Raw genomic sequence first — 14,696 nt, 5'->3', positions numbered from 1 at the left:
TTTAAAAATAATTCAATAAAATTAATAATAAAGAGAATATAATACACTAATATGGTAATTTTGATGATAATTCCATAATGAGGAGCCGTTAGCTAAAAAATACAAACAAAAAAGACTCTGCTTTGTAAAAAGCAGAGTCTTTTTTAAAATATGTTATTTATTTTCTATATTCTTAATCTTGCAACGCAAACACCTGCTTTAATAACGCAGTACTGCGTAAACCTACATTTTCTCTAATTCCTTTTTCTTCAACTTCAATCATTGTAAAAACACCTTTTAAGGCTTGATTGGTAACATACTGTGTTAAATCTGGATTTACACTCTTTACAAAAGGAATAGAATTATACTTACTAATTAAGTTACTCCAAACTTTATCTGCCCCTACTTTAGAAAAAGAGTTTTTAATTACTGGACTAAAACTAGCCGTTAAATTATCGGTTGTTTTACCCTGTAAATAAGAAGTTGCAGCATTTTGGTCTCCTAAAAGAATTGTTTTAGCATCTGCAAACGTCATATCTTTTACTGCATTCACAAAAATTGGAGTTGCCGTTTTTACAGCATCTTCTGCCGCTCTGTTTAAAACTTTAATTCCCTCATCTGCCAAATTACTTAAACCTACTTTACGTAAACCTTTGTCTACAGCTTGTAGTTCTTCTGGCAACATAATTTTTACCAAATCGTTTTTATAAAACCCGTTTGTTGCAGTTAATTTAGAAACTTGATCCTTTATTCCTTTATCTAAAGCCTCACGCAAACCATTACCTATTTGCTCTTGACTTAAACCTGTACTTTGTGAAACTTGGTTTGCTACTTTTTGTAATTCTGCACATCCTACTAACTGAATTGCAATTACTAAAACTAAAATTCTTTTTATCATTTTTATCATATCTTATCTACTCTTTGGAAACTATTTCCCTTTAAAAGTCACTATTTACTTAAAACTATCTGTTTTTTTATCATAACCATAAGGGCAATGTTTACACCCACTTTTACAGCAATGACCTCTTTTTAGATGAAACTTTTCTGTAAACACTTTATAACCTTGTTCGTTTACATAAAAATCACCTTCTTCTAATTCTATTCTTTTATTATACACACTACAAAAATAGTTTTTAATCCATTAAAAAAGCGTTCCTAAGAACGCTTTTTAAACTTTTATTTTTCTTTTCCTGGAGGAAATCTAGAAATAATCTCTTTTACAAACTCTTTAATTCTAGCCTCTTTTTTTTCTCTATTCTGAAGTTTTAAAGCCCCAGTTCCTATTCCTTGCCAAATTAATTCTTTTTTCTTTTTATCAATAAAATCAATAAACAAAGTACCTTCTGTATATTGAGAAACATTAATATTATTATTCATACCTCCCATCATCCATGGGCTCCAACCCCAACCGTAGCCATAGCCAAAACCATTATTTTGATTTACGTTTACTTTTTCTCTAGATTTAGTAAAAATACTCACCAACATGTCCGGATTATCGGATTTAGTAAACCCTTGAGTTAATAATTCTGACTCAATAGCTCGTAAAATTCGTTTTTTATCTAAATCGGAAATTTCTGCTTTATCAATTCCTGGTTTGTAAAAAGCAAAGGTTTTATATTGATTAAAATCTACCTTGCTATCATAATCTGTAGTAACTTTTATCGCACTACACGAAGTTAAAAGCGCTGTACTTAACAGAAATAAAAATAGTTTTTTCATGAGATGTGTTTTTAAATTATTGAATCGATTATGGCATCATCTACTAAATTAAGAAGCGTAACAAATAAATATTTTACAACTTATATTACATTTCAAAAGGTTTACAAGATTACCTTATTATTTGTCAAACATCTTCTTAAAACTACATTGTTTACTTTCTAAAAATGTAATTTATAAATGCTTCTACACTTCTTATTACAAGCAATAAACATGCCAAACCACTCGTAAAACTCTAATTAACAAGCAACATGAATCGTATAACAAATAAAACACACCGCTTTTAAAATCTATTGATGCTTCTATGTTTGATTGACAATTATAAAACTAAATAAAGACTTTTTCTTTAATCATCTTTTAAAAAGAAGTTTACACAAATATATTTATTTTGTTATGATTATTGTTTAACTTTAATAAATGATTTTAATTGCTAAATTTCTAATACCAAAAGGTTTTGTAGGCATCACCTTATTTCCTTTTATTTTTCTAAAAAAGGAAGATTTAAAAAACGATAAAGTTTTGGTAAATCATGAAAAAATACATTTAAAACAACAAGCTGAATTGTTACTCATATTCTTCTATATTTTTTATAGTTTAGAATGGATTTTTAAATTTTTAAAACATAAAAATGGATATCTTGCCTATAAAAATTTAAGTTTAGAACGTGAAGCTTATCAAAATGAAAATAATTTTAACTACATAAAAAATAGAAAATTTTGGGCATTTATAAAATACTTATAAAACTAACTGTTGTGTTTTTTTTCTTCGGATGTTTTAATGGCTGCAAGCCAGCACCAAAGAAAATAGCCATACAAACGGTTGACGTTTCAAAGAAAAAAGCCTCAATATTGAAATTTCCAAAATACCTAAATTCAAATTATGTATTGGGAAAATTTGATTATTCTAAAAATATAGACTTTGCTATGGTTCCTAAAGAAAACGCATCAAAAAACATCTATGTACGAAAAGAAGTATTGACTGCTTTTTTACAAATGAATGATGCTGCTCTAAAAGATGGAGTTTCCTTAAAAATAATATCAGGAACTAGAAATTTTGAATACCAAAAACGTATTTGGGATTATAAATGGAATGAAAAATATAAAAACATTCCTCCTTTAAAAAGAGCAAAAAAGATTTTAGAATTTAGTTCTATGCCTTCTACTTCTCGTCATCATTGGGGAACCGATATTGATATCAACAACCTTAATAATTCTTATTTTACAAAAGGAAAAGGGCTAAAAGAATATAATTGGTTGCTTAAAAATGCTCAAAAATATGGTTTTTATCAAGTGTATACTTCCAAAGAAAATGGAAGAACGGGGTATAGTGAAGAAAAATGGCATTGGACTTACCTTCCGCTTTCATCATTATATGTAAAGTTTTACAATGCCAACATCAAACTAAAAGACATTAACGGTTTTAAAGGTTATTCTTACGCCAAAGAATTAAATGTTATTAAAAATTATGTAAATGGAATTAATCCGGAAATTATCAAAAAATCAATAAAAAACTAAAAACTTACATCTTTTTTAATAATTCACTAAATTGCAGTACTAATTCTATACAAATATTACGAATGAAACAAATTCTACCATACAAACCAAAACACAAAGTACGTATTGTAACTGCTGCTGCTCTTTTTGACGGACATGATGCTTCTATAAATATTATGCGTAGAATTATTCAAGCCACTGGCGTGGAAGTTATTCATTTAGGTCATGACAGATCTGTAGAAGAGGTGGTAAACTGTGCCATTCAAGAAGATGTAAATGCTATTGCAATTACATCTTACCAAGGCGGACATAATGAGTATTTTAAATACATGTTTGATTTATTGCACGAAAAAGGAGCTGGACCTATTAAAATTTTTGGAGGTGGTGGCGGTGTAATTCTTCCTAAAGAAATAAAGGAATTAATGGATTACGGAATTACAAAAATCTATTCTCCAGATGATGGTAGAGCATTAGGTTTGCAAGGAATGATAAATGATTTAGTGCAAAAAACAGAAGAAGCCCATCCTAACCTTCCCAAAGGGAAGGAACTCCAATCTGACTTAAAAAATGTTGAAAAAATTTGTAATGAGGATGGTTCTTGGTTACTAGGAATGGGAAGCGACAAAGTTTTAGAAAACTTAAAAAACAAAGACGTAAATACAATTGCAAGGTTAATTTCTCTTGCAGAAAATAACCACACAGATTTTACAAAAATTTTCAACAAAGATTGGAACTCCTCCCCTTCAGGGAAGTCGGGAGAGGCCTCTTCTCCCGTGCTAGGAATTACTGGAACTGGTGGAGCAGGAAAATCTAGTTTAGTTGACGAATTAGTCCGTCGATTTTTAATTGATTTTCCAGAGAAAACAATCGGAATCATTTCTGTTGATCCATCAAAAAGAAAAACAGGAGGCGCACTTTTAGGAGATAGAATTAGAATGAATTCTATAAATAATTCTCGTGTTTATATGCGTTCTTTAGCTACAAGACAATCTAATTTGGCTTTATCAAAAAATGTAAACGAAGCTATTGACGTTTTAAAAGCTGCTGAATTCGATTTAATTATTTTAGAAACTTCCGGAATTGGACAATCTGACACCGAAATAACAGAACATTCTGATACTTCTTTGTATGTAATGACTCCGGAATTTGGCGCTGCAACGCAATTAGAAAAGATTGATATGCTAGATTATGCGGATTTAGTTGCCATTAATAAGTTTGATAAACGTGGTGCTTTAGATGCTGTTAGAGATGTGAAAAAACAGTACATGCGTAACAACAATCTTTGGCACATTCACCAAGATGATTTACCTGTTTATGGAACGATTGCTTCTCAATTTAACGATCCAGGAATGAATACTTTATACAAAAGTATTATGGACAAGTTGGTTGAAAAAACTGGCGTAGATTTAAAGTCGAGCATGGAAATTACCACAGAAATGTCTGAAAAAATCTTTGTAATTCCGCCTGCTAGAGTTCGGTATTTATCTGAAATAGCAGAAAGCAATAGAACGTATGATTTAAATGTTGATAAACAGGTTGTGGTTGCTCAAAAATTATATGGAATTTATCAAACGATATTATCTATTACAGAAAATAATACGTCATTGCGAGGAACGAAGCAATCTCTTCTTACTAAAACAGGACTAAATAGCGACGAGATCCTAAAACAAGTTCAGAATGACAAGTCCAATGTCATTCCGACAGAAGGAGGAACGACTGACGAGGAATCTCAAGCATTCTTCTTAAAATTATTGCTGAACCAATTCGAAAAAGTAAAACTAAACCTCCATCCTTTAAATTGGGAAATTATCTTAAACTGGGATGAGAAAGTTCAGAAATATAAAAACGCAATTTATACGTTTAAAGTACGTGATAAAGAAATTAATATAGAAACGCATAGTGAATCACTTTCGCACACTCAAATTCCTAAAATAGCTTTACCCAAATACAAAGCTTGGGGAGATTTATTACGTTGGAATTTACAAGAAAATGTTCCGGGAGAATTCCCTTACACCGCAGGATTATATCCGTTTAAAAGAACTGGTGAAGACCCAACAAGAATGTTTGCTGGTGAAGGTGGTCCAGAAAGAACAAACAGAAGATTTCATTACGTAAGTTTAGGAATGGATGCAAAACGCCTTTCTACAGCTTTTGATTCGGTTACCTTATATGGAAATGATCCAGGGAAAAGACCTGATGTTTATGGAAAAATTGGTAATGCAGGCGTTTCAATTTGTTGTTTAGACGATGCAAAAAAATTATATTCTGGTTTTGATTTAAGTCATCATATGACTTCTGTTTCTATGACCATCAATGGACCAGCACCAATGTTGTTAGGTTTTTTTATGAATGCTGCGATTGATCAAAATTGCGAGAAATACATTATCGAAAACAAATTAGAAACACAAGTTGAAGCTACTTTTATAGAATTTTATGATTTAAAAGGTTTAGAAAGACCAAAATACCAAGGTGAATTACCTGAAGGAAATAATGGTTTAGGTTTAATGCTTTTAGGTTTAACCGGAGATTTGATTTTACCTTCTGAGGTTTATCAACAAATAAAAAAAGACACATTAACTCAAGTTAGAGGAACGGTACAGGCAGATATTTTAAAAGAAGATCAAGCACAGAATACGTGTATTTTTTCTACAGAATTTGCGTTGCGATTAATGGGTGACGTACAAGAATATTTTATTGAAAAACAAGTGAGAAATTTTTATTCGGTTTCTATATCTGGATATCATATTGCAGAAGCCGGTGCAAACCCAATTACGCAATTGGCGTTGACATTGTCTAACGGATTTACCTATGTAGAATATTATTTAAGTAGAGGAATGGATATTAATAAATTCGGCCCCAATTTATCTTTCTTTTTCTCTAACGGAATTGACCCTGAATATTCTGTAATAGGAAGAGTTGCGCGTAAAATTTGGGCAAAAGCCATGAAAAACAAATACGGCGCAAACCCAAGAGCTCAAATGTTAAAGTATCATATTCAGACTTCTGGTCGTTCTTTACACGCACAAGAAATTGATTTTAATGATATTAGAACAACATTACAAGCATTGTATGCCATTAATGATAATTGTAATTCTCTACACACAAACGCCTATGATGAAGCCATTACAACGCCGACTGAAGAATCCGTAAGAAGAGCGATGGCAATTCAATTAATTATCAATAAAGAATTAGGTTTAACAAAGAATGAAAACCCAATACAAGGTGCATTTATTATTGAAGAATTGACCGATTTAGTAGAAGCTGCAGTTTTAGAAGAATTTGATAGAATTACAGAACGTGGTGGCGTTTTAGGCGCTATGGAAACCATGTATCAGCGTTCTAAAATACAGGAAGAAAGTTTGTACTATGAGACTTTAAAGCACAATGGAGCATTCCCTATTATTGGTGTAAATACTTTTTTAAGTTCTAAAGGATCTCCAACAGTTCAGCCAGCAGAAATTATTAGAGCAACGGAAACAGAAAAGCAACATCAAATTAAAACGAAAGAAAACCTCAACAAAATAAATCCGAAGAAAGTTGAACAGCAAATTGCAATTTTACAAGAAGCAGCAATTAAAAATGAAAATTTATTTGATAAATTAATGGAAGCTACCAAAGTGTGTTCTTTAGGACAAATTACGGAAGCGTTGTTTAAAGTTGGCGGACAGTATAGAAGAAATATGTAGAAGGTAATTTCTTTATAAAAATAAAAATCCGCATAAATTATATGCGGATTTTTTTTGATTTAAATAAATCTACCATTTTTGTTAATAGTGTGTTCGAAAAGATTACCAAAACTAGAAGTTTTAGAATGTTTAGAGTTTTAAAAAAAGGCAGCAATATAAAATTACCACCTTTCTAATTAACTGTAGTAAGAATCCCCCAACTCTTAAACAGTATTTTAAAATTACTTTTTAAACTCCTTGCGCATCACCAATAACACGATCTATAAAATCTGTATTGATATATAAAAGCCTTGCTAAGTTGTACAAAACATTTACTTCGCTATCATCTATTTCTCCATCGGCATAAGAAATAATAGATAAATCTCTTAAAATATTTAGCTTTTGCATTACAGACAACACAACATCTAAATCTTTGGTAAGTTGTTGTACTTCGCTAATCATTTCATCTTCTGTAAGCCCTTTTATGGTCATCATGCAGTTGGCAAAAACTTTGGGAGCCACAATACTGCTTAAGGCTTGTATTTCAGAATCATCTACAACACCATCTGCATTGGAAATTAAATAGCCTCCTAAAAACATTAAACGTTGTATTTTCTCTGAATGTTCGCTTTCATCCTCTAAATTTTCCGGTTCCATTAAAGACATAATTCTTTTAATTTCAACCTCCATAGCCTCTTCTGTAATTTCACCTGAAACAGATGTATTAAAAGCAGCATACGTTTCACTTTTATTAAAAAGTTCTAAAGCTTTAATTCTTAACGGACTGAAAGGATGAGTGCTATACCAGTCTGAAGGATCTAAATTAGAATCATTCAAAACTTCTTCTAAATCTACAAATTGTTCTATGTAGGCATTTAGTTGAAAATCTAAAGAATCTGTGGTTACACCAGATGATAATTTAAAGAAAGTACGCCCTACAGCTTCAAAATTTTGACAACATAACAAGCCTGCTCTATCAGCACTAATTTCTGCATTTCTGTTCCAAGCATATAATTTCATTGCGTGAATTGGAGCTAAATCATTTTCACCAGTATCTAAAATTTGTCTTACAGGATAATCGAAATGTTCAAAAAGCACATGTCCTATTTCATGACCAACTACAAAAGTTAATTCTTCTTTAGAGAAACGTTCTAAAATTCCGGATGATAAAATAATGTATAATTTATTATCGTCTGGCGGATAACAAGAAGCGTTAAAAGTATCTCCTTGGTACACAAAAAACTCAATATCTGCTTTAAGCATTAACGTTTTTTTACAATGCTCTCCTATTTCATGAAGCATTGGCGCTAAGGTTTTTGTTAACCTTAAACTAGATTTTAACAAATGCTTTCTAGACTTAAATTTACCACTATTCTTATTTACTTTTTCTAACGTTTTTTGTATTAAATCGTCTTGTTGAAAAGCAATAACATAATCTCTATCGCCATCATAAACTAATAAGTTTAAGTCGATATCAGCCCTATTATTTGTATAGATTCCTTCTACAGTTTCTGCTTCTGCTTTATGATTTAAAGCATTTATCTCTTCTATACGTTTCGTATATTCTGCTGCTAATTCTGTTGTTAAATTTTGAAAAACAATACTAGCTTCTTGTATTTTATCGAAATTTCCTGATGCTTGTGCATCATTTAAATCGGTTAACATCTTTTCTTGCGCTGTATTTAAAGCCGCTTGATGTTCTTTTTCTAATTCTGAAAGTGTATGTGCTATATATGACATAATATTTTTAGGCTTTAACTGTTATTTTTGAATTAGAAATTTTCATTAACCTTCCTTTTAAATCGAAAATCCCTAAAATTTGATCATCCCCTTTTTTAGCAACAATATTGTTACCTGGTAATTCTACTTCATACCCTTTTCCTTTTAAATAAAAGTACAAACTGTATTTATGAGGAAACGTATAGTTTGCAGCAACCTTTGTAAAATGAGAGCATATTAAAGCAGGTGCTGTTCTAGCTTTACTATCTGCTTCGGCAGATGTAATGGTAACATAAACAGTTAAGCCTTTAAAAGTTAATGGCACATAACAGCTTTCTTTTGCCATTGCAGAAATAATTGTAGAAAAATAAACTCCAGGATCTGAACTAAATTCTCTTTTAGATGTTGTAAAATCTTCAATTTGATAAGCTTCCCCTATCGTTTTTGCCGCTAGAGCAGTTTGTAAAAACTTTTCTGGAATACCACTTTGTGTATTTCCCCAAGCCCATAGCCAACTTTTTTCATTTTCTGAATAAGTACCTAAAACTTGAATATCAAAAACTTTATCGTCTCCATACGTTAATTTACCTTCTAAGATATCACAAGTCCAACCTAAACCTTCTACCATTTCTCCAAAAACCTCTTGTTTTTCGGTAGAAATTACAAACGATTGATTGTACAATTCTTCAATAGTTACTTTATTTTCTTGTTCATCTGTGGTTGCTTGTTTGTTTTCTGTTTCAGATGTTGCCGTTTCAGCTGTTGCTGCTTCTGGGGTTCCTTCTGCAAATTCTTCTAACTTTTCTTCTAATAAATAAATAATTCGAGCAGTTCTACGATCTACATTATCGGCATTCATAACAGGGCTGTGATCAATTTTTAAAACACCTTCTTCAAAAGTAATTGCACGGTCTAAATTATGTTCGTCGTTTTCATTAACGATAACAACTTCTTTTAATCCGGCTTTTAAAAGTTCAATCCCCATATCATCAACACAAATAGCTTTAAAAGCTTCTATTAATGGTTGAAAATAGATTTTAGGAAACGTATCATTATATAAATGAGAAAATCGATCTTCCATTAAAGTGTTCCAAGAAATATTTAATGGAACGGTAAAACCTGCTGCCGTATTAATTTCTGTTTCTAACGCTGGAAATAATTCTTTTTGAAATGCTTGGATAATTCTTTTTTCTTTAAGTCCCATAATTGTATTGTTTTAATTTTATTAATTTTGTATTTACTTTATAATATTTGAAGTAATTTTTCTTCTAAAATAGTCGCTAATTTTTCTGGTAAAGCTTTATCAATATTTATTGATATGGTTAGTGTTTTTCCTTGATATTTAAGAGCTAACTTGTCTGCTTGTTGCAAAATAATAGTATCAACACCTTGCCAAGCTTCTTTACCTAATTCATCTGTTATAATTTGATGTACCGCACTTTTTAATGCTGCAAAAACATCTTGAATATTTAGTCTGTTATTTAATTCACTTAGAGAAATATCATTGATATCGAATTCTTTTATCTGACTTCCAAGTAGACTTTTTTCTCTTTGCAACCAACGTTTTAATTGCAAAACAGTTACAGCTTCTTTTTCTGATGATAAAGGCCTACTTATAGTTCCTTTAGATAACTCTACAACCATTTTTTTAGGTTGTTTTACAGTAATCATTGTAATAGTATGCAGGTTAAAAAAAGTTACTTCTTCTTGCTGAGAAAGCATACAAACCGATTTTTGATGGTTATTGTCTTCTTTAAAATCTAGAATTATGCCTTCTACATAACCTCTGTTGTTAAATGAAATAGCAATTAAAATGTCTTCTTCTTTCTTAAAAACAGATCGTAAGATTTCCTCTGGCGTTTGGGCTACAAACGCTTTATAATAATGTGTGTTTTTCATGATAAAAAATAGTGCTATAAATCTGCTATGAGATATTGGTAATCTTGTGGTAACTGTGTAGATAAAAAAAGAAAAATATCATCTCTATCTGTAGTTTTGTAATCGAAGTAGGTTAAAGTTTTCTTTTTTAAATTAGGATAACTCATTTCAATTAAATACATCCCTACTCCTTCGGTTAAATACTTATTTCTTTCTTGTATTTTTCGTGGTTCATGTTTTTCGAAAGCGATGTAAAAAGAATTTAAATCTTTTTGATTGACCCAAATATTGCTTAAAAAAATAGGAGATTTTGGCTTAGAAAATTCTTTTCTTATAATGTAATCTATATTTTCTGCCTTTACAGATCCATAATTATTTGCAACAATAGCATTTTGCTTATATCTATATAATTCTGTGCTATCATTAAACATAGTAGGTTTTACAATCAATTCATAAAAACCTTTTTCCTCTCTTTTAATTTTAAACTCTACATGCGCTTCTCTAGTCCAAGTATTTGGATATTTATCTAAAACTGTACAAATTTTATTTGAAAAATATTGAAATTTATCAAATGTAGGTTCTGTTCCCAAGTCAATACTAATAGCATGATTAAAGACATTTACATCCATACTTAAAACATCTTTCTCTAAAACGTTGTATAACTCTTCTCTAAGTACAATTTCTTGTTTTTGATAATTCGTTAATGCTTCAATGCTTCTATCCTCTGTGTAATTAAAAGGCACATAGAGCGCTTTATCTTTAGCATTCCATTCAAAATTGATTACAATTTTAGAATTTTCTTTTAGCATTAATTCTACCCAGTATAAATTAGGATTCATATTAGCAGCATTAAAATTTCTTTTAAAAGTCAGAATTTCATATTTGTTATTATGATGCTCTTTTAAATATTTCACAAACCCCTTTTTTGCGTTCGTATTAGAAACTCCGCAACCAACAAACAAGAATAAAATTCCGATTAAAACACTATATAAAATGATTTTACACATACCAATATCTTTTACCAATTACACTAAATTTTAAACGCTCCTTATAAATTATTTTCTAATAACTCTACAAGTACTTTAATTCTACTATTAACGTCTGGTGCATTTATAATAGGACTATGATCTATCGTTAAAACTCCATCTGAAAATGTAAATCCATTTTTAGGATTGTGATGGTCTTTGGTATTTAATATGTGTATTTCTTTTAAGCCTTCAGATAAAGCTTCTTTTCCCATATCGTCTGCAGCAATAGACTTAAAGGCTTCTATAAGTGGTAAGAAATATATTTTTGGATACGAATCTGCATAAAGGTGTAAAAAGCGTTCTTCAAACAAAGTACTCCACTCAATGTTTAAAGCAACATCAAAACCTGCAGCTTCAATTATTTGTGCTTTTAATTGTGGAAATTGTTCTTCTTGAAATGTTTTTGTAAATCTGTTTTCTTTTAATCCCATGATCTTTTAATTTAAAGGTTATTTCTTTGTATACCTCAAAACTAAGATTTGAATAGGATGTTTTTAAAACCGTTTTACATTTGTCGTTCTTCGTTTTATAATTGCGCTTATAAAGTATCTAAAACTTGTTTTAAGTATGATTTTTTACGAGTAGCAACAGGAATTACTTCACCATTTGTTAAGTAAACAGTGTTGTTAGCATTAATGGTTTTTATGTGTTTTATATTTACTAAATGCGATTGATGTATGCGCACAAAAGTGTGTTCGCTTAAAATATTCTCATAGTATTTTAGATTACGAGCACTCATTATTTTTTTATCAACCGTATGAAAAACAGTGTACGCACCATCAGACTGACAACGAACAATGTCTTTTGTCTGAAGAAAATATTGTGCATCCGCAGTTTTTATTAATAAGGTTTTATCAATTTCCTTTTTATTAATTTCAGACACTTGATCTAAAGCATTTTTATATACTTGTTCTTTTTTATAACCTACTCTAAAACGATCTATACATTCAGATAATTCTTCTGAATCTATCGGTTTTAATAAATAATCTATGGTATCAAACTTTATCGCTTTTATTGCAAACTCATCATAAGCTGTTGTAAAAATTATTTTAAAATCGATGCTATCTATCGCTTCCAATATCTGAAAAGCATTACCACCAATCAATTCTATATCTAAAAAAACTAAATCTGGAGTTTCCTCTTTTAAAAATGAAATAGCATCGGTAACATTATCTATTTTAGCAATAACCTCAATGTCTTTTTGAGTATAGGTAATTAGTTTATCTAATGTGTTTAATGCATTAAATTCGTCTTCTATTATAACTGCTTTTATCATTAAATTTTTAATTTAAATACTACTTTTGTTCCTGAAGGATTATTGTTTTCATCAAATAAATCTTGAAGTAGAAATGACTTCTCCTCGCCTTTTTTCCTCATTTTTAAACGCTCCTTAAAAATAGATGTTGCATGTAGGTCTTCTGTTACCTCTTCTTCTTTGGCTTTTGCAGACCTTCCTACTCCATTATCTAAAATAACAAAAAGCAATTCTTCTGCTTCTTTTTTTATGACAAGCAGAAGTTTCCCACCTTCTTTTTTTTCTTTTAAGCCATACTCAATTGCATTTTCTAAAAATGGCTGTAATAACATTGGCGGCACCTGTATTTTAGAAACATCAATAGAATCATCTATTTCTAGAGCATACGTAAAAACATTATTAAAGCGTAATTGTTGTGTTTCTATATAGTTAGAAATCATGGCAATTTCTTTATCAAGCGGTATAGCTTCTTTTCTAACATAATCGAAGTTTTGTCTTATCAACTTAGAAAACTTAGCAATATAATTAGAAGATTTTATAGCATTTCCTTCTAAAGTTATATTCTGAATAGCTGCTAATGTATTGAATATAAAATGTGGATTCATTTGTACACGCAGCAAACTTTGTTCTAAATTAAACGCTTTATTTGCAGCTCTTAACTTAGTGTTATACACATAAAAAGCAGTTGCAATACCAAGTAATACAAATAACAAAATAGTGCTTATTAAAAGCCATTGATTTCGTGTATTTATTTCTTTTTGATGATTAATTTCTGTCTCCTTTTTCTTTACTTCATAATTAACATTTGCAAAATTTAAGAGTCTGTTTTTTTCTAAACTACTCACATTTAACTGCAAACTATCTCTAACTATCTGGTTATCTAATGCTTTCACATAATCTCCATCCATAATAGAAATAGCAATTAATTTATCCCTAACTTCTATCTCGTCTTTTACATTTTTATTAGCAACGTAAATATCTAGTGCTTTTTTATAATTAATTGCTGCTGAATCATTTTTAGATTTTAGCAAAAATAAATTCCCTAATCCTTTATAAGGTGCAGCATTAGTAGCTTTAATATTCTTATTTAAAGTAGCGGCTCCTCTTAAAAATTTTTCTGCATTTTCATATTTCACTGCATCAATATAAGTATAACCAATATTATTTAAAACACTTGCTAATAAAACAGGGTTCCGAATAGATTGACTTAAAGCCATAGCTTCAGAATACGTTTTTAAAGCTTTGTTATATTCCTTTAACTTTAAATAAACACTTGCTTTGTTATTTTTTATTGAAATAATAGAAGTAGTATCAATTTCTTTAGAAAACAAACTATCTGTTATGTTTATATAAGACAATGCTTTTTTATAATCTTTTAACTTAAAATGAAGATTAAATAATTGATTGTAAGCTTTACCTTCTATCCTTTTATCTTCAATTAATTGTGATAAATGCAAGGCCTTAAGTGCATAAACCTGTGCTGTTTCAATATCGCCTACATGCAAATACGCTCCGCTTAACGTAATCAAACAACGGCCTTCATTATACTTATCTTTTAAATCAGTAAATAAATTATACGCTTTTAAATGTGTATTAATTGCCTCTTGATATTTAAAATTCAGGTATAAAACTTCCCCCTTTTTAAACAATAACATTGCGTGTTCTAAGCTTGTTAAGTCTTTAGCATTTATGAGTAAACTATCTAATTCTAGAAAGAAATCTTCTGGTTGCGTTTGCGCAATAGTATCTAAACGAGCAAGTTTACTTTTTATATTCGGGCGAATAATATTTTGTTTAGAACAAGCTAAAAACAAAAGTAATAAAGACATTGCAAAACTTAATTGCCATAATCTTTTCTTTTTTAAAATCATAAAAGCTAAAATAGAAAATGTTTGAATAAGCTAAAATAAGCAATCATCAATACTCTCATAAAAAAATACTTTTATTTTTTGTAAAAACCAAC

Annotated in this window: 13 protein-coding genes; 3 read left to right on the top strand and 10 right to left on the bottom strand. The window is 29.9% G+C overall.

All coding sequences use genetic code 11. The features are described from left to right. Positions 1-172 precede the first annotated feature (172 nt). From JOP69_RS15770 to JOP69_RS15760, 3 genes are read right to left on the bottom strand one after another with little or no spacing between them, the layout of a single operon-like run. Entirely contained in the window at positions 173-877 is a 705-nt protein-coding gene (locus JOP69_RS15770) for a DUF4197 domain-containing protein (protein WP_203391864.1), read from the bottom strand. Between the two features lie 54 nt (positions 878-931). Beyond that, positions 932-1,096 (bottom strand): DUF5522 domain-containing protein, encoded by a 165-nt coding sequence (locus JOP69_RS15765; protein ID WP_203391863.1) that lies wholly within the window; start codon positions 1,094-1,096, stop codon positions 932-934. A gap of 59 nt (positions 1,097-1,155) precedes the next feature. Then, positions 1,156-1,698, bottom strand: a complete 543-nt coding sequence (locus tag JOP69_RS15760) for a DUF4136 domain-containing protein (RefSeq protein WP_203391862.1) — start codon at positions 1,696-1,698, stop codon at positions 1,156-1,158. A gap of 414 nt (positions 1,699-2,112) precedes the next feature. On the opposite strand from JOP69_RS15760, the gene JOP69_RS15755 reads away from it, so the two are divergent. The 3 genes from JOP69_RS15755 (at position 2,113) to JOP69_RS15745 (ending at position 6,874) form a co-directional block, all read left to right on the top strand. After that, positions 2,113-2,436, top strand: a complete 324-nt coding sequence (locus tag JOP69_RS15755) for a hypothetical protein (protein WP_203391861.1) — start codon at positions 2,113-2,115, stop codon at positions 2,434-2,436. A gap of 107 nt (positions 2,437-2,543) precedes the next feature. Then, positions 2,544-3,209, top strand: a complete 666-nt coding sequence (locus JOP69_RS15750) for a M15 family metallopeptidase (protein ID WP_252191132.1) — start codon at positions 2,544-2,546, stop codon at positions 3,207-3,209. A 62-nt stretch (positions 3,210-3,271) separates the two neighbouring features. Then, positions 3,272-6,874, top strand: coding sequence for a methylmalonyl-CoA mutase family protein (locus JOP69_RS15745; protein WP_203391860.1), 3,603 nt, complete (start codon positions 3,272-3,274; stop codon positions 6,872-6,874). Positions 6,875-7,102: 228 nt separating this feature from the next. Here the strand turns inward: JOP69_RS15745 and JOP69_RS15740 are convergent, their stop codons facing one another. From JOP69_RS15740 to JOP69_RS15710, 7 genes are all read right to left on the bottom strand, one after another. After that, the gene (locus JOP69_RS15740) at positions 7,103-8,593 is read right to left on the bottom strand and encodes a M48 family metallopeptidase (RefSeq protein ID WP_203391859.1); all 1,491 of its coding nucleotides are present in this window, start codon (positions 8,591-8,593) and stop codon (positions 7,103-7,105) included. A 7-nt stretch (positions 8,594-8,600) separates the two neighbouring features. After that, a complete protein-coding gene (locus JOP69_RS15735; protein ID WP_203391858.1) occupies positions 8,601-9,776 on the bottom strand; it encodes a DUF6882 domain-containing protein in 1,176 nt (391 codons plus the stop codon). A gap of 38 nt (positions 9,777-9,814) precedes the next feature. Further along, entirely contained in the window at positions 9,815-10,471 is a 657-nt protein-coding gene (locus JOP69_RS15730) for a hypothetical protein (protein ID WP_203391857.1), read from the bottom strand. Between the two features lie 14 nt (positions 10,472-10,485). Continuing rightward, the gene (locus JOP69_RS15725; protein WP_203391856.1) at positions 10,486-11,475 is read right to left on the bottom strand and encodes a hypothetical protein; all 990 of its coding nucleotides are present in this window, start codon (positions 11,473-11,475) and stop codon (positions 10,486-10,488) included. A 23-nt stretch (positions 11,476-11,498) separates the two neighbouring features. Continuing rightward, positions 11,499-11,909, bottom strand: a complete 411-nt coding sequence (locus tag JOP69_RS15720; RefSeq protein WP_203391855.1) for a hypothetical protein — start codon at positions 11,907-11,909, stop codon at positions 11,499-11,501. A 107-nt stretch (positions 11,910-12,016) separates the two neighbouring features. Next, entirely contained in the window at positions 12,017-12,754 is a 738-nt protein-coding gene (locus tag JOP69_RS15715; RefSeq protein WP_203391854.1) for a LytTR family DNA-binding domain-containing protein, read from the bottom strand. Further along, positions 12,754-14,604: a tetratricopeptide repeat protein gene (locus JOP69_RS15710; protein WP_203391853.1), complete on the bottom strand. Its 1,851-nt coding sequence runs from the start codon at positions 14,602-14,604 to the stop codon at positions 12,754-12,756. Before JOP69_RS15710 ends, JOP69_RS15715 begins: the two co-directional genes overlap by 1 nt. Between the last annotated feature and the right edge of the window lie 92 nt (positions 14,605-14,696).

The organism is Polaribacter sp. Q13 (genome assembly GCF_016858305.2).
In the GTDB taxonomy this organism is placed as follows: Bacteria; Bacteroidota; Bacteroidia; order Flavobacteriales; family Flavobacteriaceae; genus Polaribacter.
The sequence above is the reverse complement of the archived record's forward strand: the minus strand, read 5'-3'. Positions and strand labels throughout refer to the sequence as shown.